General features: G+C 64.0%; 25 protein-coding genes and 1 tRNA gene. 17 read left to right on the forward strand and 9 right to left on the reverse strand.

Features of this window, described 5'->3' with window-relative positions; all coding sequences use genetic code 11:
* The first annotated feature begins 28 nt into the window (after nucleotides 1–28).
* The 3 genes from CH290_RS14180 (at nucleotide 29) to CH290_RS14190 (ending at nucleotide 3,436) form a co-directional block, all read left to right on the forward strand.
* Nucleotides 29–2,164, forward strand: coding sequence for a molybdopterin-dependent oxidoreductase (locus CH290_RS14180; RefSeq protein ID WP_033190481.1), 2,136 nt, complete (start codon nucleotides 29–31; stop codon nucleotides 2,162–2,164).
* A 38-nt stretch (nucleotides 2,165–2,202) separates the two neighbouring features.
* A tRNA-Ile gene (locus CH290_RS14185) sits at nucleotides 2,203–2,276 on the forward strand.
* 65 nt (nucleotides 2,277–2,341) lie between these two features.
* On the forward strand, nucleotides 2,342–3,436 hold the full coding sequence (locus tag CH290_RS14190) for an adenine nucleotide alpha hydrolase family protein (RefSeq protein ID WP_033190480.1): 1,095 nt from the start codon (nucleotides 2,342–2,344) through the stop codon (nucleotides 3,434–3,436).
* A gap of 43 nt (nucleotides 3,437–3,479) precedes the next feature.
* On the opposite strand, the gene CH290_RS14195 is transcribed toward CH290_RS14190, so the two are convergent.
* A complete protein-coding gene (locus CH290_RS14195) occupies nucleotides 3,480–3,947 on the reverse strand; it encodes a universal stress protein (protein WP_019667440.1) in 468 nt (155 codons plus the stop codon).
* Between the two features lie 144 nt (nucleotides 3,948–4,091).
* Here CH290_RS14195 and CH290_RS14200 point away from each other — a divergent pair, with 144 nt between their 5' ends.
* Nucleotides 4,092–4,547, forward strand: coding sequence for a cupin domain-containing protein (locus CH290_RS14200; protein WP_019667441.1), 456 nt, complete (start codon nucleotides 4,092–4,094; stop codon nucleotides 4,545–4,547).
* Nucleotides 4,548–4,657: 110 nt separating this feature from the next.
* Nucleotides 4,658–5,380 carry a GAF and ANTAR domain-containing protein gene (locus CH290_RS14205; protein WP_170947465.1) on the forward strand — a complete coding sequence of 241 codons (723 nt, stop codon included), beginning with the start codon at nucleotides 4,658–4,660 and terminating at the stop codon, nucleotides 5,378–5,380.
* Nucleotides 5,381–5,386: 6 nt separating this feature from the next.
* On the opposite strand, the gene CH290_RS14210 is transcribed toward CH290_RS14205, so the two are convergent.
* Both CH290_RS14210 and CH290_RS14215 read right to left on the reverse strand, forming a co-directional pair.
* Nucleotides 5,387–6,871, reverse strand: a complete 1,485-nt coding sequence (locus tag CH290_RS14210) for a DHA2 family efflux MFS transporter permease subunit (protein WP_020111608.1) — start codon at nucleotides 6,869–6,871, stop codon at nucleotides 5,387–5,389.
* Nucleotides 6,868–7,485 carry a PadR family transcriptional regulator gene (locus tag CH290_RS14215; protein WP_230621112.1) on the reverse strand — a complete coding sequence of 206 codons (618 nt, stop codon included), beginning with the start codon at nucleotides 7,483–7,485 and terminating at the stop codon, nucleotides 6,868–6,870. The genes CH290_RS14210 and CH290_RS14215 overlap by 4 nt, the downstream gene beginning before the upstream one ends.
* A gap of 188 nt (nucleotides 7,486–7,673) precedes the next feature.
* On the opposite strand from CH290_RS14215, the gene CH290_RS14220 reads away from it, so the two are divergent.
* From CH290_RS14220 to CH290_RS14230, 3 genes are read left to right on the forward strand one after another with little or no spacing between them, the layout of a single operon-like run.
* Nucleotides 7,674–11,804 (forward strand): bifunctional nitrate reductase/sulfite reductase flavoprotein subunit alpha, encoded by a 4,131-nt coding sequence (locus CH290_RS14220; RefSeq protein ID WP_033190479.1) that lies wholly within the window; start codon nucleotides 7,674–7,676, stop codon nucleotides 11,802–11,804.
* 13 nt (nucleotides 11,805–11,817) lie between these two features.
* Nucleotides 11,818–12,372 carry an isochorismatase family protein gene (locus CH290_RS14225; RefSeq protein WP_033190478.1) on the forward strand — a complete coding sequence of 185 codons (555 nt, stop codon included), beginning with the start codon at nucleotides 11,818–11,820 and terminating at the stop codon, nucleotides 12,370–12,372.
* 44 nt (nucleotides 12,373–12,416) lie between these two features.
* Nucleotides 12,417–12,809 (forward strand): VOC family protein, encoded by a 393-nt coding sequence (locus tag CH290_RS14230; RefSeq protein ID WP_019667447.1) that lies wholly within the window; start codon nucleotides 12,417–12,419, stop codon nucleotides 12,807–12,809.
* Between the two features lie 27 nt (nucleotides 12,810–12,836).
* On the opposite strand, the gene CH290_RS14235 is transcribed toward CH290_RS14230, so the two are convergent.
* Both CH290_RS14235 and CH290_RS14240 read right to left on the reverse strand, forming a co-directional pair.
* On the reverse strand, nucleotides 12,837–13,226 hold the full coding sequence (locus tag CH290_RS14235; RefSeq protein ID WP_019667448.1) for a VOC family protein: 390 nt from the start codon (nucleotides 13,224–13,226) through the stop codon (nucleotides 12,837–12,839).
* On the reverse strand, nucleotides 13,223–13,528 hold the full coding sequence (locus CH290_RS14240) for an ArsR/SmtB family transcription factor (RefSeq protein ID WP_019667449.1): 306 nt from the start codon (nucleotides 13,526–13,528) through the stop codon (nucleotides 13,223–13,225). The genes CH290_RS14235 and CH290_RS14240 overlap by 4 nt, the downstream gene beginning before the upstream one ends.
* Nucleotides 13,529–13,581: 53 nt before the next feature.
* On the opposite strand from CH290_RS14240, the gene CH290_RS14245 reads away from it, so the two are divergent.
* Together CH290_RS14245 and CH290_RS14250 are read left to right on the forward strand one after the other, a co-directional pair.
* Complete coding sequence (locus tag CH290_RS14245; RefSeq protein ID WP_026348192.1) at nucleotides 13,582–13,875, forward strand: hypothetical protein; 294 nt, start codon at nucleotides 13,582–13,584, stop codon at nucleotides 13,873–13,875.
* 59 nt (nucleotides 13,876–13,934) lie between these two features.
* Nucleotides 13,935–14,357, forward strand: a complete 423-nt coding sequence (locus tag CH290_RS14250) for a DoxX family protein (protein ID WP_033190477.1) — start codon at nucleotides 13,935–13,937, stop codon at nucleotides 14,355–14,357.
* Nucleotides 14,358–14,366: 9 nt separating this feature from the next.
* On the opposite strand, the gene CH290_RS14255 is transcribed toward CH290_RS14250, so the two are convergent.
* On the reverse strand, nucleotides 14,367–14,822 hold the full coding sequence (locus CH290_RS14255) for a MarR family winged helix-turn-helix transcriptional regulator (RefSeq protein ID WP_033190476.1): 456 nt from the start codon (nucleotides 14,820–14,822) through the stop codon (nucleotides 14,367–14,369).
* Between the two features lie 33 nt (nucleotides 14,823–14,855).
* Nucleotides 14,856–15,431: a TetR/AcrR family transcriptional regulator gene (locus CH290_RS14260; protein ID WP_230594140.1), complete on the reverse strand. Its 576-nt coding sequence runs from the start codon at nucleotides 15,429–15,431 to the stop codon at nucleotides 14,856–14,858.
* 88 nt (nucleotides 15,432–15,519) lie between these two features.
* Between CH290_RS14260 and CH290_RS14265 the strand changes: the two genes are divergently transcribed.
* Together CH290_RS14265 and CH290_RS14270 are read left to right on the forward strand one after the other, a co-directional pair.
* Entirely contained in the window at nucleotides 15,520–17,733 is a 2,214-nt protein-coding gene (locus CH290_RS14265) for a glycoside hydrolase family 3 C-terminal domain-containing protein (RefSeq protein ID WP_019667454.1), read from the forward strand.
* Nucleotides 17,730–18,608, forward strand: a complete 879-nt coding sequence (locus tag CH290_RS14270; RefSeq protein ID WP_230621110.1) for an alpha/beta fold hydrolase — start codon at nucleotides 17,730–17,732, stop codon at nucleotides 18,606–18,608. The genes CH290_RS14265 and CH290_RS14270 overlap by 4 nt, the downstream gene beginning before the upstream one ends.
* Before the next feature lie 11 nt (nucleotides 18,609–18,619).
* Here CH290_RS14270 and CH290_RS14275 read toward each other — a convergent pair whose 3' ends face one another.
* Nucleotides 18,620–18,946 (reverse strand): ArsR/SmtB family transcription factor, encoded by a 327-nt coding sequence (locus CH290_RS14275; RefSeq protein WP_230621109.1) that lies wholly within the window; start codon nucleotides 18,944–18,946, stop codon nucleotides 18,620–18,622.
* 16 nt (nucleotides 18,947–18,962) lie between these two features.
* Between CH290_RS14275 and CH290_RS14280 the strand changes: the two genes are divergently transcribed.
* Nucleotides 18,963–19,433, forward strand: coding sequence for an SRPBCC family protein (locus CH290_RS14280; protein ID WP_019667457.1), 471 nt, complete (start codon nucleotides 18,963–18,965; stop codon nucleotides 19,431–19,433).
* A gap of 19 nt (nucleotides 19,434–19,452) precedes the next feature.
* A complete protein-coding gene (locus CH290_RS14285; RefSeq protein WP_019667458.1) occupies nucleotides 19,453–19,818 on the forward strand; it encodes a RidA family protein in 366 nt (121 codons plus the stop codon).
* A 79-nt stretch (nucleotides 19,819–19,897) separates the two neighbouring features.
* Here CH290_RS14285 and CH290_RS14290 read toward each other — a convergent pair whose 3' ends face one another.
* Nucleotides 19,898–20,524, reverse strand: a complete 627-nt coding sequence (locus CH290_RS14290; protein WP_019667459.1) for a dihydrofolate reductase family protein — start codon at nucleotides 20,522–20,524, stop codon at nucleotides 19,898–19,900.
* Between the two features lie 299 nt (nucleotides 20,525–20,823).
* On the opposite strand from CH290_RS14290, the gene CH290_RS14295 reads away from it, so the two are divergent.
* The 3 genes from CH290_RS14295 to kdpB are packed head-to-tail and all read left to right on the forward strand — an operon-like array spanning nucleotide 20,824 to nucleotide 24,787.
* Nucleotides 20,824–20,922 carry a potassium-transporting ATPase subunit F gene (locus CH290_RS14295; RefSeq protein WP_019667462.1) on the forward strand — a complete coding sequence of 33 codons (99 nt, stop codon included), beginning with the start codon at nucleotides 20,824–20,826 and terminating at the stop codon, nucleotides 20,920–20,922.
* Between the two features lie 5 nt (nucleotides 20,923–20,927).
* Nucleotides 20,928–22,682, forward strand: a complete 1,755-nt coding sequence (kdpA, locus tag CH290_RS14300; protein WP_033190474.1) for a potassium-transporting ATPase subunit KdpA — start codon at nucleotides 20,928–20,930, stop codon at nucleotides 22,680–22,682.
* Complete coding sequence (gene kdpB, locus CH290_RS14305; RefSeq protein WP_033190473.1) at nucleotides 22,679–24,787, forward strand: potassium-transporting ATPase subunit KdpB; 2,109 nt, start codon at nucleotides 22,679–22,681, stop codon at nucleotides 24,785–24,787. Before kdpA ends, kdpB begins: the two co-directional genes overlap by 4 nt.
* Nucleotide 24,788: the final 1 nt, after the last annotated feature.

The raw sequence follows: 24,788 nt of genomic DNA on the forward strand, positions 1-24,788 counted from the left end.
GGCGTGACCGGGACGATGGGAGAACGAGATGACGGTCGAGTTCGGGACGTGCAATCTGTGCGAGGCGATGTGCGGTCTCGAGTTCACGGTCGACGACAACGCCGTGACCTCGATTCGCGGTGACAAGAAGGACCCGTTGTCCCGCGGTCATATCTGCCCGAAGGCATTGTCGCTGATCGACCTGCATGCCGATCCCGACCGGTTGATCAAGCCGGTACGCCGCACCGATTCGGGGTGGCAGGAAATCGAATGGGACGAGGCCTACCGCATCGTCGTCGACGGCCTGGTGTCCACGCGCCGGGATCACGGCGCCAACGCGGTCGGGATCTACCAGGGCAATCCGAACGTGCACAGTCTCGGCGCGATGACCCACGGTATTCCGTTCACGGCGATGCTGCGGACCCGCAACAGGTACTCGGCGACGTCGCTGGATCAGCTCCCCCACCAATTGGTCAATCACCTCATGTACGGGCATCAACTCGTACTCCCCATCCCGGACATCGACCGGACGGATTTCTTTCTGGTTCTCGGGGGCAACCCGATGGCGTCGAACGGATCGATGATGACCGTTCCGGATTTCGCGCAGCGTGTTCGAGACTTGAAAGCCCGCGGGGGGACACTCGTCGTGGTCGATCCGCGTCGAACCGAAACTGCTGACGTCGCCGACGAGCATCATTTCGTACGTCCCGGCACCGACGCGTTGTTACTGCTCGCACTCGTCAACGTCGTTCTCGAGACAGGCGCGACCCGCGTTGCCGACTACGTCGACGGAGTTTCCGAGATCGCTTCTCTCGTACGAGATTTCACACCGGAAGCCGTCGCTCCCGTCGTCGGCATGGCGGCTGAGGCCATCGACGATCTGGCAACCCGCTTCGCCGGCGCCGAGTCTGCCGTCGCATACGGACGGATGGGCGTGTCCACGCAGAAGTTCGGGACCGTGTGTCAGTGGGCAATTCAGGTCCTCAACATCGTCACCGGCAACCTGGACCGCGTGGGCGGGGCGCTTCTGACGGATCCCGCAATCGATCTGGTGGAGCGGAAGATCGTGGGGCGCGGCCACTTCGACAAGTGGCGCTCACGGGTGCGTGACCTGCCCGAGTTCGCAGGTGAGTTCCCCAGTTCCACACTTGTCGACGAGATGACGACTCCCGGAGACGGCCGTATCCGTGCAATGGCGGTGTTCTCCGGCAACCCGGTGCTGTCGATGCCCGGTGGCGACACTCTCGACCGGGCCTTCGCCGATCTGGACTTCATGGTGTCGTTCGATTTCTACATCAACGAGACCTCGCGTCACGCCGACGTGATCCTTCCTCCGACGATGTCGTTGGAACGCGATCACTACGATCTGATCTTCTCCACCTTCGCGGTACGCAACACGGCCAAGTTCATGCCCGCGGTGTTGCCGAAGAAACCGGGCGCGAAGGCGGACTGGGAGATTTTCCGCGACCTGGGCATCCGGTATCAAGCTGCGCTGGAACAGTCTCCGGTGGATCGTGTTCGACGACGCCTGTCACCGAAATCGATTGTGGCCGAGGCACGTCTACGCCTCTCGCCGCGTCGAACGGTGGATGTACTGCTGCGCAGCGGAAGGAAGGGACTGTCGGTCCGGGCCTTGTCCAAGTCCCCTCACGGCACCGACCTCGGCCCGTTGAGGCCCGGGCTCCCGGCCAAACTGCGTACCCGCGACAAGCGCATTCAGCTGGTTCAGGATGTCGTCGTGGGCGATCTGCCTGCCGTGCACGACATGTTGACGACGGCGTCCGTGCCCGCGGACGGTCAGTTGCTCATGATCGGCCGACGGCACCTACGTAGCAACAATTCCTGGATGCACAACACCGCTCGACTGACGAAGGGCAAGCCACGGCACCAGCTGCTCGCCCATCCCGACGACCTGCGCGCACGCGGGATCGGCGACGGGGCGCTGGTGACGGTCACGTCCGCAGCAGGCTCGGTCAGCATCGAAGTGCTCGCATCGGATCGTATGATGCCCGGAGTGGTCAGCATGCCCCACGGCTTCGGCCACCAACGCACAGGCGTCGAACTGTCCGTCGCATCGACCGTGAAGGGTCCGAGTGTCAACGACATCACCGACCCTCAACAGGTCGACGCGGTCTCGGCCAACGCAGTTCTGAACGGTATCCCGGTCACCATCGCAGCTGTGTGATTGTTGTAGCATTCGTAACCGCTCGCCTCGCGCGAGATGGGGCGGTAGCTCAGTCGGTTAGAGCCGTGGACTCATAATCCATTGGTCGCGGGTTCGAGCCCCGCCCGCCCCACGTCTGGTCCACCGCGCACCGACACGCCTCGGTAAAACCATATGGTTTCGTGTCAAAATTCGCCGGTGAACTCAATACGCGTCCGAGTCCAGTCGGCGTCGGCGAAGCAGACATCCGCGGTCATCGATGTTCCCGGTGGCGGCAGTTTCGACGTCTCCACGCAGTCGAACTACACGTTGGATCACTCTGCGACACCGTGGCTTGCGCCGGCGCTGGCAGCGGGTATGCGTCGGCACCGAGATCTCGTCATCGACGGGACGGTAGACCCGACGGCTCTCGATGGTGCGACGAAGGCCCAGAAAGTGTTGGCCGACTGGTACAGGACCTATCGTCGGATCGAAGTTTCTGCAGCGCAATCACCGCCCACCAGGGCGCTTCCTGAGCGGGCGACCGGCGTCGGCTGTTTCTTCAGTGGTGGCGTCGACAGTTTCTATTCGGCGATCACGCAAGCGGATCGCATAACTCACCTGATTTTCGTTCACGGTTTCGATATCGCTGTCGGCGATTCCGAACTGGCCCGGAAAGCGTTGACCGGCGCCCGCGCTTCTGCTGCAGAACTCGGTAAGCCCCTCATCGAGGTCCAGACCACGGTCCGGTCGGCACTCGGGGACCCTTTGGCTCTCGATTGGGGGCACGTCTTTCACGGGCCGTCGCTCGCCCACGTCGGACTTGCACTGTCGAAACACTTGGGGACGGTTGTGATTCCCTCGTCCTACAGTCGCGATCAGTTGCACCCGTGGGGCTCGCACCCGTCCCTCGACCCGTTGTGGTCCAGCGACTCGGTGTCGTTCGAGCACCACGAACTCGACGTCGGCCGGTTCGGGAAGATCAGGAGAATCAGCAGTTCGGACACTGCGATGAACAACTTGCGTGTGTGCTGGCTCAACACCGACGGGGCTTTCAATTGCGGAGAATGCGGCAAGTGCGTTCGAACGAAGCTCGGTCTCAGGACAGCGGGAGTAAAGAGCCCCACGCTCCCCGGATCCATAAGTCCTGAAGCTGTCCGGACCATGTATGTCAGCGAGGGTGAGCGCACGTTCTTGCGGGAAGGTCTCGCCGCAATGCAAGACGCTGGAATTCGAGACGAAGCGCTGACCAGAGCACTCCGGTATGCCATTCGCCGCAGCTACGTTCGACGCTTCATTCCGTTCTCTCGCTGATCGAGCTCGATATGTCCACCGTTGCCTGGATCAGCGGCAAGCTTCACGGCACCACGGTCACCGGCCATCGCCCAGCTTTGACCAATCGCACGGCGACGGATCCGAACATTCGATGGCCTGCGTGCTCGGAGGCGCCGACGACGATGGCGTCGGCGCGTAGTTCGTCGGCGACGGCGACGAGGCCGTTGAAGGGGTCACCGGTCGCGGTGCGGAATTCCCACCGGATCGCGTCGGTGTCGTGGGTCGACTTCTGAATGTAGGCGAGGAGTTCGTCGGCGATTTCCTTGCCGGTTTCGACGAGAGAGATTCCGGCTTGGCCCCAGGCGGCGGTTGCGATGGGTTGGACGTAGACCAGGACGAGCAGCGAGCCTTGCCGGCGAGACAGTCCGGCGGCATAGGCTGCGGCACGCCAGGCCGAATCGGAGCCGTCGATCCCGGCGAGGATGACCTTGGGCCCGTCCACTCCGTACTCGAAGACGGAGGAATCGGGGGCATGCGCTGGCTCGTCCACCCTTGCAGGTTACCCAGCCTCACGATCGCGTCGGTCACTCCTCCCGACTCCGCTCTCGGCCGCGGAAATTTCGATACCGACTCCGCGATTGACCTGCGTATCTACGCTGGGTGCGGGTCGGCCCTTCCACGAGAGGTGAACCACATGTCCGTGCTTTCTCGCTGTGCCGCGGTAGGCGTGTCCTGTGTCGCGTTGGCCGGCCTCTCCCCTGCTCTTGCCGGTGCGACGCCTCCGGCCGGAGTGACAGCGGAAACTCTGGCTCATGTTTCGTTTCCGCTGATCGCCGGCAGCGCAGAGTTCGCCGGCACCGATTTCACTGCGCGCCGGATCACCATTGCACCCGGCGGAACCACGGGATGGCACTATCACGACGGTCCGGTGTACGCGTACGTCGAATCCGGTGTTCTGACAAGGACTTTGCACGACTGCACCAGGGTGTCGACGCCTGCGGGTCAGGTTGTTGCCGAGGAGGTCGACGCCAGCCACGTCCATCAGGGCGCCAACCTCGGCGACGTCCCCGTGGTTCTGTACGCTGCCTACATCGAGCCTCCGGGCAAACCGTTTGCCGAGGATGCGCCGGCGCCCCTGTGCGCCGGGTGATCGATCCACTGTGACCACTCGGTATCCTTGACGGTCGAATGCAGCTTCTCGAGTCCAGGGCAGCGACACCAGACCCTGTGCGATATCCGCACACCCCGATCGGAGTGTTCATGACCGGTGATTTACACGCCAACGGAATCGCGTCGACCGATCCGGCGACGGTGTTCGCGGCTCTTGCGGACATCGTGTATCGCGGTACCAGCGCCGACGAGGTGTACTCAGCCATCTGTGTTGCTGCGACGCTGCTGGTCGACGGGTGTGACCATGCGAGTTTGATGGTCGTTCAGCGGGGTCAGCCGGTCACTGTGGGTGCGTCCGATCAGGTGGCGCGGACGGTGGACGACATCGAGCGCGCCACCGGCGAGGGCCCGTGTCTGGACGCGATCGAGCAGGAATCTGCTCAGATCGAACCCGATTTCCTGTCGCCGACGCAGTGGCCGGCGCTTGCGCGAGGCGTGGTGACGCGGACTCCGGTCCGCGGAGCGATGGGTTTTCGGTTGTTGCTGGGCACAAAGAAGGTGGGCGCGCTCAACCTGTTCAGTGACACCCCTGGGGCGTTCGACGGTGCCGTCGCGGATCGCGCCATCGTGATCTCGGCGTTCGCCGCGGTGACGGTGTCGGCGATCGCGAGCGGCGAGGAAGCCAGCACCCTGCGTGCCGGGTTGGAGAGCAACCGTGAGATCGGCAAGGCGATCGGCCTTCTGATGGCGACGCACGACGTCGGCGACGATCAGGCGTTCGAGATGCTGCGCAAGACGTCGCAGGACATGAACGTGAAGATCGCTGCGCTTGCGCGATCGGTGATCGAAGCGCACAAGCGCAGCCTCCCCTAGTAGGGGTCACTCACTCCGGACAGGTGGCCCTGGTGCGTCGACTCGCTTGGGCAGAGCGAAGACGAGCAGCAGTGCCGCGACACCGAATGCCGCACTGACGGCCATTGCGACGGACGCGGCGTGCATGAATCCGCTGGCCACGGTGTCGGGGCCGGTGATCGTCAGCGATCCGAAGAGGACACTGCCGATCACCGCGATGCCGACGGCGCTGCCGATGCGCTGCATCGTCGAGATCACGCCGCTGGCCGCTCCCGCATCCTGACGGTCGACCGTCGCGACGATGAACTGCGCGTTCGGTGCGATGAAGGCGCCGTTGCCGAGTCCGCCGATGAACAAGGGCAGCAGCAGTTTCCAGTTGGTGAGGTCTGCGGCCTCGGTGGTCGCGAGAACGATCCAGATCCAGATCAGACCGATGGCGACGAACGACGTCCCGAGCAGCAATACTGTGCGCCCGAGGCGTTGGGTGAGCTTGTTGCTCTGCGACGACGCGATGATGCTTCCGATTGCGAACGGCAGCATCACTGCTCCCGACGACAGCGCGGAGTTGCCCAGACCTGATTGCCACAGCAGCGACAGCGTGAAGAAGATACTGGTGAACGACGCGAAGTACACGAGCGCCAGGATGGTGCCACCGGTGAAGGCCGGGTGGGTGAAAAGCTTGGGCGGCACCAGCGGGTTGCGTCCGCGTCGTGTGTATCGGACTTCCCATACGGCGAACGCAGCGATCAACAGCACACCTGCGACGAGCGTCAGATACGTCCACAGTGGCCAGCCCTGGTCCTGGCCTTCGATCAGCGGTACGAGCAGCGCGACGAGACCTGCGGTGACGAGAACGAGGCCCACCCAGTCGATTCCGGATTGCGGCGTGGTCTCCGTCTCGGATCGCTTCGGCAGCAGAACCGCGGCGGCGATCAGTCCGACGATGCCGATGGGCAGGTTGACCCAGAACACTCCGCGCCAACCGTTCTCGTTTCCGAACGCCTCGATGATGAGACCGCCTGCTATGGGACCGAGCGCGGTGGAGACGCCGATGACTGCGCCCATGATCGCAAAGGCCTTGCCCCGCACCTGCCCTGGGAACAGCAGCTGGATGAACGCGGTCACGGCGGGGACGAAGATGCCACCGGCCAGTCCCTGGACGATACGGGCGACGACGAGTTGAATGTCGTTCTGAGCCAACCCACATGCGAAGCTGGCCACGGTGAACAGTGCCAATCCGGCGAAGAACACCCATTTGTGACCGATTCGGTCACCTACTTTTCCAGCTGGAATGAGCGCAAGCCCGAACGCGAGGGCGTACCCGGAGATGATCCAGGACAGCGTGGCCTCGGACGCGTCGAGACTGGTTTCGATGGTCGGGAGTGCGACGTTGACGATGGTGGTGTCGAGCAGCGCCATGAACATTCCGAGCAGCAGCACCACCAGCGCCTGCCATGAGCGGCGCGGCACCACCGCGGCCGGTGCCGAGGCTCGTGAGTTGATTTCGGTCATGGTGTGGAAGAGCCCTTCGATCGGTGTGATGGCGGTGTGTGACGTGGTGGCGGAAAGTGTGTGCGTGCACGTTCCTCGGCGACGAGGTCGGGTAAGGCGTCGACGAGGCTTTCGTGCCAGTCGATTTCTGCGTGCAGGCGTTTCTCGCGATGTTCCAGAGCGAACGTCTCGGCCCTCGACAAGTACGGCCGCGCCCGTGCATTTGCTTCTCGGGCGGTGTGCAGTAGTTCTTTCAGCATCGCGATGCGCCCGGTGACGATGCCGGGAAGCTCGTCGAGACGGTCGGGGTCGAGCCTGCTCAGGGCCAGGTCGAACGGATCGGGTCGTAGCACGTAGTCGGTCAGTCCGTCACGTCTGAGTTCGCTCAGTGCGACGCGACCGGCCTCGGTGATGCCGTACACCTGGCGAGCTGGGAAGTTGCCTTCCTGCTCGGTGCGTACATCGGAAATCAGACCTTCGGCATGCAACCGCTTCAGCGCGCCGTACAGCCCGCCGACGGAGATGTCGGTCCACATGTGGACGTGCTCTTCCTCGGCCAGCAATTTGAGGTGATGGCCGTGCATCTCACCACGCTGGGCAAGAGACCCCAGGATGAACAGGCGGATGGACGACACGGAACTACTCTCGCAGGAGTACTCGCGCAAGTCAAAGCGTCTACCAGCGGAAATATCCCATTCATCGGATTCGTCCGGATCCGATCCGGTCGACTTCACGTCGTGCACCGGGCAGCCGTGAGGACAACGTCACATCGGCCTAACCGACAGGTCATCGATGGGAATCCTCGGACGATGATCGTGGGTTCGTGGCAACAGAAACAGTCGACGTCAGTGTGGACACCGTCAAGACGGTGTGCGCGTACTGCGGCGTCGGATGCGGAATGACGTTGCAGATCAGCCGGGGACCCGACGGCCCGGCGACGGTCGAGAAGTCCGTCGGAGACAAGTCTCATCCGTCGAACTTCGGCCGACTCTGCACGAAGGGTTCGACGACGTCGGACATGCTGCTGGCTCCCGGGCGCCTCACCACTGCGCTGACCAGAGCCAGGCGTGGGGACGATCCGATGCCTGCGGACACACGTCGGACGATCGAGGAGACGGCGCGGAGGCTGCGGGCGATCCTCGACGAACACGGACCCGACTCCGTTGCGATCTACGTGTCCGGGCAGATGTCCTTCGAGGCGCAGTATCTGTCGAACAAGTTGGCCAAGGGTTTCATCGGAACCAACCAGATCGAGTCCAACTCGCGGCTCTGCATGGCCAGCGCAGGTACCGGCTACAAGCAATCGTTGGGAGCGGACGGCCCTCCCGGCTCGTACGAGGATTTCGATCACGCAGACGTGTTCTTCGTCACCGGGGCGAACATGGCCGACTGTCACCCCATCTTGTTCCTACGCATGATGGATAGGGTCAAGCAGGGCGCCAAGCTGATCGTGGTCGATCCTCGGCGCAACGCAACCGCGGACAAAGCTCACCTGCATCTGCAGATCACCCCCGGAACCGACCTGGACCTGTTGAACGGTCTCCTGCACCTTCTGGTCGCCGACGGTCACGTGGATCGCGAGTTCGTCGACGAGTTCACCGACGGCTGGGACGCCATGGAGAGCTTCCTCGCCGAGTACACGCCGGCCGAAGTGAGCAGGAGAACCGGCATCGACGAGCAGGCACTACGGACGGCCGCGACGTGGATCGGCGAGGCCGGCAACTGGATGAGCTGCTGGACAATGGGTTTGAACCAGTCGACGCACGGAACCTGGAACACGAACGCCGTGATCAATCTACATCTGGCGACCGGTGCGATCTGCCGTACCGGCAGTGGTCCGTTCTCTCTGACCGGTCAGCCGAACGCCATGGGCGGCCGCGAGATGGGGTACATGGGCCCCGGCCTACCGGGTCAGCGGTCCGTGCTGTCGGAGGAGGATCGGACGTTCGTGGAGAACCGGTGGGACCTTCCTCCGGGAACACTCCGCACCGAGGTCGGCGGCGGCACCATCGACATGTTCTCACGCATGGCCGACGGCGACATCAAGGCATGCTGGATCATCTGCACCAATCCTGTTGCCTCGGTGGCAAACAGGAAGACAGTCATTGCCGGACTCGAACGTGCCGAGTTGGTGATCACTCAGGATGTGTTCGTGGACAACGAGACCAACGGATACGCCGACGTCGTCCTTCCCGCCGCACTGTGGACGGAATCGGAGGGTGTCATGATCAACTCCGAACGCAACCTCACACTGTTCCAGAAGGCCGTCGACGCTCCGGGGCAGGCGTTGCCGGATTGGCAGATCATCGCAGCGATGGCGTGCGAGCTCGGATTCGCCGACGCTTTCACCTATTCGAGCGCCGAGGAGATCTTCGAGGAGATCAAACAGTTCTCCAATCCGCGAACCGGGTACGACCTGCGCGGAGCGACGTACGACCGTCTGCGCGCCACCTCGTTGCAGTGGCCGTGCCCGCCGGACGACGACGCCGACCGGCATCCTATTCGCTACGTCAACGACGGAATCAGCCAGACTCAGCGCGTGCTGAGCGACGGATCGGTTCCGCGCCTGTCATTTCCGACGCCGACCGGCCGAGCGCAATTCTTCGCTCGACCGTCCATGGCACCGGCGGAGATGCCCGACGACGACTACCCGTTCCTGCTCAACACCGGCCGACTTCAGCACCAGTGGCACACCATGACGAAAACCGGAAAGGTGGCCAAACTGAACAAGCTGAACCCTGGTCCCTTCGTCGAACTTCATCCCCTCGATGCCGAACGGCTCGGCGCTGCGAACGGCGACCGGATCGAAGTAGCGTCCCGGCGTGGCCGAGCAGTGCTGCCTGCCGTGATCAGCGATCGCGTCCGACCTGGAGACTGCTTCGCGCCGTTCCACTGGAACGACTCCTTCGGTGAATACCTGTCCATCAACGCCGTGACCAACGACGCGATCGATCCGTTGTCCCAACAGCCCGAGTTCAAGGTGTGCGCCGTGACGTTGACCAAGGTTGCCGGGGCCGTCGAGAAAAGCGACTCCGTGCCCGCTTCGGCTTCGCCTTCGGCAATCGACGCGTTGGCCGGCCTGGTCGGCGATCACGCCGGACCGGCGCTACCACTTCCCGTGCACGAACAGCGTTACATCGCAGGCCTTCTCGCCGGTCTCCGCGCGGACGGTTCGTTGGCCGGCACTCCCATGTTGCCCGCCACTACTCCCCTCTCCCCCGAGACCCGAGCGTGGGTGGAAGGACTGCTCGCAGGCCTGTTCTCGCGCCAGGACGTAGCCGCACTGGACGCACAGGCGGGGAGCGACGCGCTCGGGCGGGATGCATCGGGCAAGGCAGCGGTGCTCGTCCTGTGGGCGTCGCAGACCGGCACGGCCGAGGAGTTCGCCTACTCGAGCGTGGATGCGTTGAGGAACGCCGGCATCGCGGTGACGGAGCACGTCATGGACGATTTTCCGGCCGCTCGTCTGTCGCAGTACACAGACGTGCTGCTGATCAGCAGCACGACCGGTGACGGTGACGCACCCGACAACGGCGCGACGTTCCTCGACGGACTCAGCGGGGACGACGCCCCGGATCTGACCGGACACCGCTTTTCGGTCCTCGCATTCGGAGACTCAAACTACGACGACTTCTGCGGCAACGGGCGTCGACTCGACAGCAGATTGGCCGATCTCGGCGGCGAACGCCTCGTGGGCCGAGTCGACTGCGAACCCGACCACGAGGAAGCGTCGGCGATGTGGCTCGAACGGGTGCTGGCCAAGCTGAACACGGCATCGCAGCCCGTCCCGCCGGCCGTGATCGCTCCGACGTCAGCATCGGCCGCCGGAGCGCCGTCGTACGGCAAGAAGGCGCCGCTGCCCACTGCACTGGTACGAAACACCCCACTGAGCGCGGCCGGCTCGAGCAAGGACGTCAGGCAGTTCGGATTCCACTTGCCGGAAGGCACGCTCACCTACTCGGCGGGTGACGCGCTCGGCGTCTGGCCGCGCAACAGTGACGTGTTGGTCGAGGAATGGCTGGGCGCAACGGGTCTGGACGGAGACACCGTCGTCGACCTTGCCGGGCACGAGTCGATGCCGCTTCGCATCGCTCTCCGCGACCGGCTCGAGATCGCGAAGGCCACACCGGACCTGCTGAAGTTCGTGCACTCCCGCACCAACGACGCCGACCTCGAACGAATGCTGATGCCGGAGAACAAGAGTGCGCTCGCGGACTGGATGTGGGGTCGGCAGTCCATCGACGTACTGGCTCACGCTCCGGTGACAGCGGACGTGGACCAGTGGCTGACGGTACTGAAGCCGCTGCAGCCGCGGCTGTACTCCATTTCGTCGAGCCCGAAGGAAAGCCCGAGCGAAGTGCAACTGACCGTGTCCACGGTGCGGTTCAACGTGCACGGCATACCGCGTCGCGGTGTGTGTTCGACGTATCTCGCCGACCACGCCGAGGGTGAGGACGTGGGAATCTTCGTTCAGAAGTCGGCGCATTTCAAACCCCCGGAGGACCCGACCGTACCGATGATCATGGTCGGACCAGGGACGGGAATCGCCCCTTTCCGCGCCTTCCTGCACGAGAGGCGCGCTCTCGGCCACACCGGCCCGAACTGGCTGTTCTTCGGTGAGCAACATGCCGCAACGGACTTCTACTACCGCGACGAGCTGACGACGATGCTCGACGACGGTTCCCTCACGCGCCTCGACGTCGCGTTCTCTCGGGATCAGGCATCCAAGGTGTACGTGCAGGATCGGATGGTCGAGCACGGTCCTACGCTGTGGAAGTGGCTCCAGGAGGGCGCACACTTCTACGTCTGCGGCGACGCGTCACGCATGGCGAAGGACGTCGACAACGCACTCAAAGGAATTGTCGCTCAGCATGGTCGGCTCGCTCCAGCCAGCGCCGACGCCTACGTCAAGTCGTTGTCGGCCGAGAAGAGGTACGTCCGCGACGTGTACTGAGTATCGTCGTCGCATGACGATGTGGAAGGACCGCCCGCGTACCGCGCTGCTCGTCGTCGACGTTCAGGTCGACGTAATGGCGGCGTCGATCGATTCCGACACCGTGGTGGGTCGCATCGTCGACTTGGTGGAGAAGGCACGCTTCGCTGGTGCGCCGGTGGTGTGGGTTCAGCACTCGGCCGACGACCTCGTCGTGGGATCTTCGGGCTGGGAGTACGTGCCACAGTTGAGACGGGACGCGTCCGAACCCGTGATTCACAAAACGTACGGCGACTCGTTCGAGGACACCGATCTCGACGCCGTCCTCGCGACGTCGGCCGTCGGCAGGATCGTCGTCGCGGGCGCCCAGACGGACTTCTGCATCAGAAGCACACTGCACGGCGCGCTCACCCGCGGTTACGACACCGTTCTGGTCGGTGACGCGCACACCACGGAGGATTTGACCGAGTGGGGTGCGCCGAGCCCGGAACAGGTGATCGCACACACCAATCTGTACTGGGACAACCAGCGCGCCCCGGGAAGGAAAGCCGGAACGGTTTCGACCGACGAGATCGACTTCGGCCGGTAGAGCAGCGCTAGGCTCTGCCGAGGTGCCGGGCTCGAGGAGGACACATGGACATGAAGTTGGAACTGATCCCTATCGCGGTGAGCGACGTCGATCGAGCCAAAGCGTTCTACGTGGACAAGCTCGGGTTCGTCGCCGACGTGGATGTCACTCCCGCGGAGGGTGTTCGCGTGGTTCAGCTGACCCCTCCCGGGTCGGCATGTTCGATCAGCATGGGAACCGGGCTCGGTGCGTACTCGATGCCTCCCGGTTCCACCAAAGGGCTGCATCTGGTCGTCGCGGACATCGAGGCATCGCGGGCCGAGTTGGAACACCGCGGCGTTCGGGTCGACGACGTCCAGGATGTGGGGGGCGGGGTGAAGTACGCGGCATTCGCCGATCCCGACGACAACACGTGGACACTGCAGGAGATGGCGTGGCGCACCGGGGACGCGTTCTAGACGCCCGAGCCACGCCTGCGCTCCATCTCAGCCTGCGTAGCTGGAAATCTGAATCAGGTTGCCGCAGGTGTCGTCGAACGTCGCGACGGTGACCGGGCCCATGTCGGTGGGCTTCTGCGTGAACACGACGCCGAGGCCGACAAGACGCTCGTATTCGGCGCGGACGTCGTCGACGGCGAAAGACGTGGCAGGAATGCCGTCGGCCATCAGGGCGTCGCGGAATGGCTTCACCGCGGGGTGTTCCGCAGGTTCGAGGCCGAGTTCGGGGCCGTCTTCGTTGCCTGGACCGACCAACGTCAGCCACTTGTGTTCGCCCAGCGGAATGGCGTGCTTGACGACGAATCCCAATATGTCGGTGTAGAACGCAAGCGCTTTGTCCTGGTCGGACACCATGAGGCTGGTGATGTAGATCTTCATGATTTCTCCTGTTCTCCGGCGACCGGCCATCGGTCGCCTATCGAGCGAAGCGGTGACGTGTCGAGATAGTGAAACTTGTAGCGGCCCTTGCGTTCCGAGCGAATCAATCCGGCAGCCTCCAACACGTCCAGATGCTGGGACACCGCCTGCCTGGACAACGAAAACCCGTGGATCGAGATGAGTCGGGTGCACAACTCGAACAGCGTCTGCTCGTCGCGGAGCACCAATTCGTCCAGAATCACTCGACGGGTGGCATCAGACAACGCCTTGAACAGTTCGGGAGTCCCCGAGTCCTCGGGCATGGGAAAACAATAGGCAAGTACGCGCTTGCATGTCAATGCGTACCGTCGACTTCATGCCCGATGGCCCCGAGCGCACCGAAGACGGTCGATACGTCGTGATCAACGGTCGCCGATGGAGGGCAACCGACCCGGCAATTCCGGAGGACCGAGCCGCGGAGCTACGGTCGATACTCATGGCGTGGCGTCGAGACGTGAAGGCAACGGGCGGCGCCCCGGAGTCACGGGCAGGAGTTCAGGCCTCCAAGGTTGCGCTCGGCGAACGCGGCACACCCTGGTGGGACCAAACCGACGACGAGCGTCGCCGACGCTGGGAGACCCCGGTCCCCCGCCCCGGCGACGACACCTGACCGCCGACTCCGCGGAGCCGATCACCACGATCGAGGAATGACTGCACGCGGTGCGGGGTATGCGGCCGGGCATGTCGAGAACCGAACTTCCCGAAACCACCCCCGCTCGCACGGTTGCCCGCTACTCGCTGGCGGGCATCCTCGTCTTCGCCGGCCTCAGCCACCTGTTCTGGGCCCGCGACACCTTCCGCGCGCAGGTGCCCAAATCGATCCCCCTCGACGAGGACGGCGTCGTGATGGCGTCGGGGGGTGTCGAGATCATGCTCGGCGCCGGTCTTGCCGTCGTGCAGAAGGATCGAGTTCTGCTGGGTCGCCTCGTCGCAGCGTTCTTCGTCGCGATCTTTCCCGGCAACATCGCCCAGTTCGTCAACAAGCGTGATGGTTTCGGCCTGGACTCGGACGGAAAGCGTTTCGTCCGGTTGCTGTTCCAACCGCTGCTCGTCCTGTGGGTGCTGTGGTCGACAGGCAAGCCGCGCTCGTGATCGAACCTGTCAACCGGTGATGTGTGACCTCATGCGATCGAATGTCTGTCCCAGTGACGCGACGTCTTCGGTTGTCAGGCGATCGAACATCAACTCCCGCACGGCAGCGACGTGTCCCGGGCTGGCGTCGGCGAGCTTTGCCATCCCCGCGTCGGTGAGTTCGGCCGACATCCCACGCTTGTCGTCGTCGCATTTGACTCGGTGCACCCAACCGGCGTCCACGAGCCTGGTGGTTGCGCGCGTGACGCCGCTGCGGGTGGTGGTCACGGCGTCGGCGAGTTCGCTCATGCGCAGCCTGCCACCGGGCGCCTCGGACAGCACGACCAGTAGTTCGTAGTCGGCGAACGAGATGCCCGAGTCACGAGTCAATTGCCCGTCGAGCGCGCGCACCAGCAGGCGGGTCGCGTCGAGATAGGCACGCCATGTGTGCTGCTCGGAGTTATCGAGCCACCGTGTGGACGTCATGCGGTGAGCTTACCTATTTGATTGATTCGGAAACTACTTACCGGCCCGTCGCAGTACTTCCCAGAAGTAGGACACATGCTGCGCCATGTCGAGCTCCGGGTCGAACATCCAGTGCGTCTGCAGTCCGTCGATCATGGCGAACATCATGATCGCGATGCGCTCGGCGTCGAGATCCGACGGTAGTTCACCGGACGCTTGCATGCGCTCGACCTCGGCAGCAAGCCCGGCGCGAGACAACCGGTAGCGCTCACGGAAGAACTCGTGGGACGGGTGATCCTTCTCGGCCGCCTCGGAGGCGAATCGCGAGTACAGCTGCACCAGGCCCGGCACCTCCGCATTGTGCTCGACCAATTCGACCAAGGAATCCTCGCCGGGGTCACCGAGCGCGCGGTCGACGTCCACCTCGTCGCGTCGCTGCAGAATCGCGGTGAACAGCACTTCCTTGGTACCGAAATAGTGGAGCAGACCGGCCTGACTCAGTCCGACGGCGTCCGCCAGTTCCCGCACGGTGGCCTTGCTGTAGCCATCGCGCGCGACGATCTCGAGGGCCGTCGTCAGGATTTCCTCCCGCTTGGCCACCCCTTTCGAGTACGCACCTCGTCGAGCCACGAGGAGAACTGTACGGCGGGTCCGTTGCAGACCAAAACCGAGCGACGTACTGTTTTGGTATCACTTCCTTTCGACGACGAGGCGAGCCATGGACCAGAACACCGAGATCACCGACATGTCGCTTGCCGACAAGATTGCGCTGGGAAGCGGAGCGGACTTCTGGACCACCCGCGCTGCCGGATCCGTGCCGTCGCTGATGCTGACCGACGGCCCACACGGCGTCCGAAAGCAGACCGGGGCGACGGATCACCTCGGACTTGCCGGCAGCGCCCCTGCAACATGTTTTCCGCCCGCTGTGGGACTGGGCCAGTCCTGGGACCCCGAACTGGTCGGTCGCGTCGGCGAGGCCCTCGGCGTCGAAGCCCGCGCCCTCGATGTCGACGTGCTTCTCGGCCCCGGCGTGAACATCAAGCGAGACCCCCGCTGCGGCAGGAACTTCGAGTACCTCTCCGAGGACCCTGTCGTGGCAGGTGTCCTGGGTGCGGCGTGGGTGAGCGGTCTGCAGAGAACCGGCGTAGGGGCGTCGCTGAAGCACTTCGCGCTGAACAACACCGAGCACGATCGAATGCGGTCGAGCTCGGACGTCGATGCGCGGCCGCTCCGCGAGATCTACCTGAACGCTTTCTCCCACATCGTGCGCACCGCGAACCCGTGGACGGTGATGTGCTCGTACAACAAGATCAACGGCGTCTACGCCTCCGAAAACACGTGGCTGCTGACGGACGTGTTGCGCGGTGAGTGGGGTTTCGACGGCGTCGTCGTCAGCGACTGGGGTGCCGTCGCCGACCGTCCGACGTCGGTTGCGGCCGGTCTGGACCTCGAAATGCCCGGCCGCGGCGGCGCAACCGATGCACAGGTCGAGTCGGCCGTGAAGTCCGGCGCAGTTCCGATGGCTGCAGTCGACCGCGCAGCCGAGGCCGTCGCTCGACTCGCAGGACGCGTGCGCCGCAATGACGGAGCCACCGCGCCCGACCTCGATGCTCATCATGCCCTGGCACGCGAAGTAGCTGCTCGGAGCGTCGTTCTGCTGAAGAACGACCGCGACGTTCTCCCTCTGCGACCCGATCACCGGATAGCCGTGATCGGCGAGTTCGCACAGGAGCCGCGTTATCAAGGCGGTGGCAGCTCGCACGTCAATCCCACCCACCTCGACGTGCCAGTCGACGAAATCCGGCGGCACGCATCGTCCGTCACATACCACCAAGGCTTCACGACGACCGACAACCCACCGCATGCCGACGCTTCACTGCATGCCGACGCGGTCGCTGCTGCCGCCGACGCGGACGTGGCCGTGGTGTTCGTCGGACTCGGCGCACGTCAGGAGTCCGAGGGATTCGACCGCGAAGACATCGACATCCCCGACGATCAGCTGGACCTGATCACAGCCATCGCGCGGACGCAGCCGAGAACCGTCGTCGTACTGTCCCACGGCGGTGTTCTTCGCCTGCAGCCGATTTCGACGATCGTCCCTGCGATCCTCGACGGCGCCCTACTCGGCCAGGCAGCAGGCGGCGCTCTCGCGGATGTACTGTTCGGCGTCGTCAATCCGTCGGGCCGGTTGACCGAGACGGTCCCGGAGAGAATCCAGGACGTGCCGGCCTATCTGAACTTCCCGGGCGAGAATTCACACGTCCGCTACGGGGAAGGCATCTTCGTCGGGTATCGCTGGTACGACGCCCGCGAGATCGAGGTGACCTATCCGTTCGGACACGGATTGTCCTACACCGAGTTTCGATACTCCGATCTCGACGTGTCCGTGACGGACTCCGGCGTTACCGTGTCGGTCACCGTCACGAACTCCGGTTCCCGGTCCGGCCGCGACGTCGTTCAGGTCTACGTGGGCAAGCCCGATTCGACGCTCGTTCGAGCGCCCCGCGAGCTGAAAGGGTTCGCCGTCACCTCCGAGCTGGATGCAGGTGCCGACGAGCGCGTCGAGGTTCACCTCGACAGATCCGCACTCGCCTACTGGGAAACTCGAACGGACCGATGGGCCGTCGAGGACGGTGACTACACCGTCGACGTCGGCGCGTCGAGTCGCGATATCCGCGCGTCGGCAACGGTGGCAATTTCCGGCGATTCCGTCGAGATCCCGCTGACCATGAACTCGACTCTCGGAGAAGCACTCGCCGACCCGCGGACCGCTCCCGCCCTGGCCGACATGTTCCCTTCCGCACCATCGGGTTCCGACGACGCACTGGGCGTCGACATGGTGCGCATGATGGCGTCGATCCCGTTGAACCGACTCGTCGGATTCGGAATGGCACCGGAGGTGTTGAACGGAATCGTCGAATCGGACCGATGAGACGGATACCACCCCTGCTGGCAGGTAGGGCGAACCCCCACCAGCGCGCAGGGCATCTGGCGGCCAGCCGCGACGACATCGTCGGCCCGGGAGACGAGAGTTTCGGTAAGAACACACCGTTCTCTCGTCTTCCGGAAGGCACCATCATGGCCAGCACTCCCACGGTTGTACTGATTCACGGCGCTTTCGCAGATGCGTCAAGCTGGACACCGGTCACACGACGGTTGATCGACAAGGGCTACCGCGTTCTCGTGCCCGCGGTGCCGAACCGCAGCCTCCTCGGAGACTCCGCGTACATCCGATCCATCGTCGAGTCGATCGAGGGACCCGTCCTCCTGGCCGGGCACTCGTACGGCGGCGCTGTCATCACGGTGGCGGGCGCCGCAGACAACGTCGTCGGCCTGGTCTACGTGTCGGGTTACGCCCTCGAGGAGGGTGAATCTCTCGGTGAGCTGCAGGGGAGGTTCCCCGACTCCGACCTCGCTGCCAATCTCGTCTACACACCCTTCCCCGTCGCGGGCTCCGAGGACGGTACCGACGTCTCGGTGAAGATCGACTCGTTTCACGAGGTCTTCGCCGCCGGCATTCCGCCGGAGACTGCCGAAGTACTCGCAGTGTCTCAACGACCTTTGGCAGCAGCGGCATTCGGTGAAGCGGCGCCCGTCGCAGCGTGGAAGACCAAGCCGGGCTGGGGAATCGTGAGCAGCAACGACCGCACCATCAACCCCGATGTGGAGCGTTTCGGTTACGAACGTGCGGGGCTGCGCTCCGTCGTCGAGATCGGTGCACCTCACCTGGTCATGATTGCCGAGCCGGCCGCGGTCGTGTCCGTCATCGAGGAGGCACTGGCCGCCGTCACCGCGCCTGTGGTCTGACCCCGGCTCGGTCACGACTCGTCGAGGCGCCCCAGCAGGTCGACGGCGGCGCGGGTGTACTCCCCTATCCACCGGTCCGAGATTCGCTTGATCGGCAGCGGCGCCAATGCGAGGTGGCGCTCGCGGCCGATCTTGCGACCGGTCACGAGTTCGGCGGATTCGAGGACTCGCAGGTGCTGCAGCGCTGTCGTCCGGTCGATGTCGGGAAACAGCGCACACAGTTCGCCCGTGCTACGGGGAGCTTCTTTCAGGGCGTCCAGCATACGTCGACGTAGCGGCGATGCAAGCGCTTTGAACACGCGGTCGTCGTCGTCACCCTTGCGCCCGGAAGCCGTCATGTTGTAAAAATACAACATGTCCGAGAATCTGACCGAACTGTCCTTCACCGTGTCGGGACGAATTTCCCGACCCGTCGCCGATGTCTACGAGGCCGTCGCCGACCCCGAGCAGCTGTCGAGGTACTTCACCACCGGAGGTGCACGCGGGCGACTCGACGCGGGCACCGAGGTGACCTGGGATTTCCACGACTTTCCCGGCGCGTTCCCCGTTCAGGTGATCGACGCCGATCCACCCAACCGGATCGTGATCAGGTGGGACGGCGAAGGTACGTCCTCCGACGACGGGAGCACCACGACGACCTTCGAGTTCGAGCCGCTCGATGACGACACCAGGACACTCGTGACGATCACGGAGTCCTCGTGGAGGCCGACGCCTGCCGGTGCGAAGAGCGCGTTCGGCAACTGCCAGGGCTGGACGGGAATGCTCGCTGCCCTCAAGGTGTGGGTGGAGCACGGAATCAACCTGCGCGACGGGTTTTACAAGTAGAGCAGCATAATTGGGCCCCATGAGCCAAAGACAGAACATCTCGTCCGGGTCCGAGTGGGAACCCAAGATCGGGTACAGCCGCGCAGTCCGGATCGGCAACCACATTGCGGTGTCCGGCACCACAGGTCAGGGAGCAACCGCGGCCGAGCAGGCCCGAGCCGCACTCGAGACCATCGAACGCGCGCTCGTGGAGGCGGGTGGTTCGCTGCAGGACGTCATCCGCACCCGCATCTACCTGACCGATGTGTCGCTGTGGCAGGAAGTCGCCGCAGTCCACGGCGAGATCTTCGCCTCGATTCGTCCGGCGTCGACGCTTCTCGGAGTCGGCGCACTCATCGACGAAGCACTGTTCGTGGAGATCGAAGCCGACGCGATCGTGTCCTGACACCACCCCGACTCCGAGCCCGCGCAGGGTGTCCCGGTAGAAGTCCGGGGCACCCTGACGTGCATCCGGGCCTTCCGAATCACTGCCGCTCGGCGGACATGTCGCCTGTCTGCGGCGTGCCGTCGAGTCGCCCGTACTGGAGGTAGGTGACGCCGTTGTCCGTGGCCTCCGGCGGAGCCAGCAACTCGAGGTTGGTGGGGACCGCACCACCGTCGAACACCTTCTTGCCCACTCCGAGAACTATGGGATACAGCCACAGATCGATGCGGTCGAAGAGCTTCTCGCGCACCAGCGTCTGCACGAAGTTCAGGCTCCCGACGACCTTGATGTCCTGGTGCCGATTCTTGATCTCCCCTATCGCCGACGCCAGGTCGGAGCCCAGGTGCGTGGCACCGTTCCACGACAGATCGGGCGTGCCGCGCGACGCCACGTACTTGGGGACGCGGTTGAACAATGTCGCGATCGAATCGTCCTGACCACCTTCCTGGTGCGGCCAGTACGCGGCGAAGATGTCGTACGTTCGACGCCCGAGCAGTAACGCGTCGGTTCCCTCGTACGCAGCCTGCACCTGAGCTCCGGTGAGTTCGTGCATGAGAGGTGCTTGCCATCCTCCGAAGGGAAACCCGGTGGGATCCTCTTCGGGGCCTCCCGGCGCTTGAGCCACGAGGTCGAGCGTTGCGAACAGTTCCAGCCGTATCGTGCCCATGTTCTTTCTCCTTCGAGGTCGTCTGCAGTACCGACCGTCGTGTCGCTCGAAATTCATCGCTGCCGTCTTGTTCGCGTCAGAACTCGGTTCGGTCCCGTAAAGGATCCGTAAGGATCCGTTCCGCGGCGCACACACGGCAGTAGACATGCAGTCGACCGGCAGGCACTGGGCCGCCGGAACGCTACGAAAAAGAGGGCGAAGAAATTCATGGCTGATCTCGGCTACCTCGTGGTCATGGCCGGCGGATTCGGTGTGTGCGCATTGATCCTGAAGGCCATCGCCTCGAACGGGGTGTCCAAATGACACTCGACGGCGCAATCAGCGTGATCCTGCTGGTGATCGCGGCCGCAACGATCGTGTACCTGTTCGTTGCACTCGTCGATCCCGAAAGGTTCTGACGGCGATGAACTCTGCTCTGGCTTCTGCCCTTCAGATCGGCGTCGTGGCAGTCGTACTCGCGGCCGCCTACGTCCCGCTGGGCGACTACATGGCGAAAGTGTTCGCGCACGACAGCGACCGAGCACCGGACGTCGCCTCCGCCTCGGGTGGGACGGCGACCGTGGTGCGGTCACCGGCGATGGCGGACCTCCGCGTCGAGACCTGGATCTACCGGTTGTGTCGGATCGATTCACGGTCGCAGCAGACCTGGATCGGGTACTCGTTGTCCGTTCTGGGATTCTCGATTGCGAGTGCGTTCTTTCTTTATGTGCTGCAACGAGTTCAGGGCGTGCTCCCGCTGAACGGTGGCCTACCCGGCGTCAGTCCCTCGGTTGCGTTCAACACGGCGATATCGTTCGTGGCCAACACGAACTGGCAGTCCTACGTGCCGGAGACGACGATGTCGAACTTCACTCAGCCCGTAGGACTTGCCGTGCAGAACTTCGTGTCGGCGGCCGTCGGGCTTTCGGTGGCCATCGCAGTTGTCCGTGGATTCGTCCGCGTACGGACGGGCGGTGAACTCGGCAACTTCTGGGTCGACCTCGTACGCGGTTCACTTCGCATCCTGCTCCCTTTGTCCTTCGTAGTCGCCCTGATCCTGTTGACCCAGGGCGTTGTGCAGTCCTTCGCCAGCAGTTTCGCGTCCACCGGACTCGACGGGTCGACGGCCGGTAATGCGCTGGCTCCTGCCGCATCGCAGGAAGCCATCAAGGAACTCGGTACCAACGGTGGCGGCATCTTCGCCGCCAACTCGGCGCATCCGTTCGAGAATCCGACGCCGTTGTCCAACGTCGTACAGATCATCTCCATCTTGCTCGTCCCGGTGGCATTGACCCGGACGTTCGGAACCATGGTCGGCGATCGAAAGCAAGGCCTGACACTGCTCGCCGTGGTGACAGTTCTCTTCGGCGCCCTGCTCGCGGTGACCGCTGCTGCAGAATCGGGCGCACGCGGTGTGGCTGCCCAAGCCGCCGGAGTGATGCTCGAAGGCAAGGAAGTTCGTTTCGGCATCCCTGGATCCACGTTGTTCGCCGTGGCGACCACCGGTACGTCCACCGGCGCGGTCAATTCCGCACACGACAGCATGTCCCCACTGGGCGGCGGTGCGGTGCTACTGAACATGCTGCTGGGTGAAATCGCCCCGGGCGGTGTGGGAACCGGCTTGTACGGCCTACTCGTCCTCGCCGTCATCGCAGTCTTCGTCGGCGGTCTGCTCGTCGGCCGAACACCCGAGTATCTCGGTAAGAAGATCGGCCAACGCCAGATAACCCTCGCCGCACTGTCGGTGCTCGTCATGCCCGCGTTGGTTCTCACCGGTACGGCGATCACCGTGATCCTGTCGTCCACCACCGGTTTTCAGGGCAACGCCGGTGAACCGGGCACTCCCGGCTCCATCCACGGTTTCACGGAGGTGCTCTACGCGTTCGCCTCCGCTGCCAACAACAACGGCAGCGCTTTCGGTGGGCTCACCGTCACGAGCGACTGGTTCCAGACATCGCTCGGCGTCGCGATGCTGCTCGGTCGCTTCCTCCCGATCATTTTCGTCCTGGCACTCGCCGGATCACTCGTCACCCAGCGGCGCAGCGCACCGAATCCTGGAACCCTGCCCACCACCGGTCCGTTGTTCTCGGTCCTGGTACTGGGAACCGTGGTTCTCGTTGCGGCACTGACATTCTTCCCGGCCCTCGCTCTGGGCCCGATAGCAGAGGCATTGCAATGACCATCACCACCTCCCCGCTCCTCGCAGACGAATCCGACGTCGACGAGTCACCGTCACCGGTCAGGTCGGGATATTTCAGTCCACGTCAGTTGTGGACTTCGCTGCCGAACGCCGCGGCCAAACTCGATCCCCGGCATCTCGCACGCAACCCCGTGATGTTCGTCGTCTTCGTCGGATCGGTGGTCTGCACGGTCCTCGCCGTGCTGTCCCCGTCGGTGTTCGCGTGGCTCGTCGCGGCATGGTTGTGGTTCACCCTCCTGTTCGCGAACCTCGCCGAGTCCGTCGCCGAGGGGCGCGGAAAAGCACAGGCCGCCAGCCTGAGAGCCGTCAAACGTGACACCGTCGCCAAGCGTCGGGCAACCGACGGAAGCATCGAGGAAGTTCCGGGTACGGACCTGCGCGTCGGGGATCACGTGGTCGTCTCCGCAGGAGAGGTCATCCCAGGCGACGGCGACGTCATCGAGGGAATCGCGACGGTCGACGAGTCCGCCATCACCGGCGAATCCGCACCCGTAGTACGTGAATCGGGCGGCGACCGGTCCGCGGTCACCGGTGGCACCACAGTTCTCTCGGATCGTATCGTCGTCGAGATCACGTCCGCGCAGGGCGAGACGTTCGTGGATCGGATGATCGCTCTCGTCGAGGGCGCCTCGAGGCAGAAGACCCCGAACGAGATCGCGCTCGACATCCTGCTGGCGTCCCTGACGATCATCTTCCTTCTCGCCGTCGTCGCGATCGGCCCCATGGGCGCGTACGCGGGTGAGGCGCAGGATCCCGTCAAACTGATCGCGCTGCTCGTCTGCCTGATCCCGACGACCATCGGCGCCCTGCTGTCGGCAATCGGGATTGCCGGGATGGACCGGTTGGTCCAGCGCAACGTGCTGGCCATGTCCGGGCGCGCCGTCGAGGCAGCAGGCGACATAGACACTCTGTTGATGGACAAGACCGGCACGATCACCTACGGAAACCGCCGCGCCACCGGGCTCCATCCGATTCCAGGCGTCACGGCCGACGAATTGGCTGCGGCCGCCCGGTTGTCCTCCCTCGCGGACGGAACGCCGGAGGGGCGCAGCATCGTGGATCTGTGCGCGCTCGATTTCGGATTGCCCCTGCACCCGACCGAATCGGAGAAGTCAGCGGAGTTCGTCCCGTTCACCGCACAGACGCGAATGAGCGGAATCGACCTGGACGGCACTCGAATCCGCAAGGGGGCGGCGGATTCCGTCCTCGCGTGGGTCGACTCTTACGTGCGTGGAAATGTAGGCCCTGGCCTACATTTCCACGCACAGGAGACCGTCACCTCGATCGCGGAGATGGGCGGCACTCCCCTGGTCGTCGCCTCCGCCGGACGGGACGACTCGGCGCATGTCCTCGGCGTGATCGAGTTGTCGGACGTGGTCAAGCCTCGAATCGCGGAACGCTTCGCGCAACTACGCGCAATGGGAATCCGCACGGTCATGGTCACCGGCGACAACCCGAAGACCGCCAAAGCAATTGCCGCACAGGCCGGGGTGGACGACTTCCTGGCCGAGGCCACCCCCGAGGACAAGCTGGAACTGATTCGCCGAGAACAGCAGGGTGGTCGCCTCGTGGCCATGACGGGTGACGGGACCAACGACGCTCCTGCCTTGGCGCAGGCGGACGTCGGCGTCGCCATGAACACCGGCACATCGGCCGCCAAAGAAGCCGGCAACATGGTCGATCTCGACTCCGATCCCACGAAACTCATCGAGGTCGTCGAGATCGGAAAACAGCTGCTGATCACGCGGGGAGCGCTGACGACCTTTTCGCTCGCAAACGATCTCGCGAAGTACTTCGCCATCCTGCCGGCACTGTTCAGCGTGGTGTATCCGCAACTCGGCACGCTGAACATCATGGGGCTGGCAACGCCGGAATCGGCCATTCTGTCGGCGGTGATCTTCAATGCACTGGTCATCATCGGGTTGATCCCCCTGTCGCTGAAAGGCGTTCGTTACGTGCCGTCCAACGCGGGGACGTTGCTTCGGCGGAACCTCCTCGTCTACGGAGTCGGTGGTGTGATCACCCCGTTCATCGGTATCTGGCTCATCGATCTCGTCGTTCGTTTCATCCCAGGGATAGGCTGAC

This window comes from Rhodococcus sp. 06-156-4 (assembly GCF_002259345.1).
GTDB classification, from domain to species: domain Bacteria; phylum Actinomycetota; class Actinomycetes; order Mycobacteriales; family Mycobacteriaceae; genus Rhodococcoides; species Rhodococcoides fascians_E.

Excerpts from the sequence above, each read along its gene's own strand:
- CH290_RS14180 (WP_033190481.1), top strand. The coding sequence starts at position 29 with ATGACGGTCGAGTTCGGGACGTGCAATCTGTGCGAGGCGATGTGCGGT.
- CH290_RS14200 (WP_019667441.1), top strand. The coding sequence starts at position 4,092 with ATGTCCGTGCTTTCTCGCTGTGCCGCGGTAGGCGTGTCCTGTGTCGCG.
- CH290_RS14205 (WP_170947465.1), top strand. The coding sequence starts at position 4,658 with ATGACCGGTGATTTACACGCCAACGGAATCGCGTCGACCGATCCGGCG.
- CH290_RS14210 (WP_020111608.1), bottom strand. The coding sequence starts at position 6,871 with ATGACCGAAATCAACTCACGAGCCTCGGCACCGGCCGCGGTGGTGCCG.
- CH290_RS14225 (WP_033190478.1), top strand. The coding sequence starts at position 11,818 with ATGACGATGTGGAAGGACCGCCCGCGTACCGCGCTGCTCGTCGTCGAC.
- CH290_RS14230 (WP_019667447.1), top strand. The coding sequence starts at position 12,417 with ATGGACATGAAGTTGGAACTGATCCCTATCGCGGTGAGCGACGTCGAT.
- CH290_RS14235 (WP_019667448.1), bottom strand. The coding sequence starts at position 13,226 with ATGAAGATCTACATCACCAGCCTCATGGTGTCCGACCAGGACAAAGCG.
- CH290_RS14240 (WP_019667449.1), bottom strand. The coding sequence starts at position 13,528 with ATGCCCGAGGACTCGGGGACTCCCGAACTGTTCAAGGCGTTGTCTGAT.
- CH290_RS14245 (WP_026348192.1), top strand. The coding sequence starts at position 13,582 with ATGCCCGATGGCCCCGAGCGCACCGAAGACGGTCGATACGTCGTGATC.
- CH290_RS14250 (WP_033190477.1), top strand. The coding sequence starts at position 13,935 with ATGCGGCCGGGCATGTCGAGAACCGAACTTCCCGAAACCACCCCCGCT.
- CH290_RS14255 (WP_033190476.1), bottom strand. The coding sequence starts at position 14,822 with ATGACGTCCACACGGTGGCTCGATAACTCCGAGCAGCACACATGGCGT.
- CH290_RS14265 (WP_019667454.1), top strand. The coding sequence starts at position 15,520 with ATGGACCAGAACACCGAGATCACCGACATGTCGCTTGCCGACAAGATT.
- CH290_RS14270 (WP_230621110.1), top strand. The coding sequence starts at position 17,730 with ATGAGACGGATACCACCCCTGCTGGCAGGTAGGGCGAACCCCCACCAG.
- CH290_RS14275 (WP_230621109.1), bottom strand. The coding sequence starts at position 18,946 with ATGACGGCTTCCGGGCGCAAGGGTGACGACGACGACCGCGTGTTCAAA.
- CH290_RS14280 (WP_019667457.1), top strand. The coding sequence starts at position 18,963 with ATGTCCGAGAATCTGACCGAACTGTCCTTCACCGTGTCGGGACGAATT.
- CH290_RS14285 (WP_019667458.1), top strand. The coding sequence starts at position 19,453 with ATGAGCCAAAGACAGAACATCTCGTCCGGGTCCGAGTGGGAACCCAAG.
- CH290_RS14290 (WP_019667459.1), bottom strand. The coding sequence starts at position 20,524 with ATGGGCACGATACGGCTGGAACTGTTCGCAACGCTCGACCTCGTGGCT.
- CH290_RS14295 (WP_019667462.1), top strand. The coding sequence starts at position 20,824 with ATGACACTCGACGGCGCAATCAGCGTGATCCTGCTGGTGATCGCGGCC.
- kdpA (WP_033190474.1), top strand. The coding sequence starts at position 20,928 with ATGAACTCTGCTCTGGCTTCTGCCCTTCAGATCGGCGTCGTGGCAGTC.
- kdpB (WP_033190473.1), top strand. The coding sequence starts at position 22,679 with ATGACCATCACCACCTCCCCGCTCCTCGCAGACGAATCCGACGTCGAC.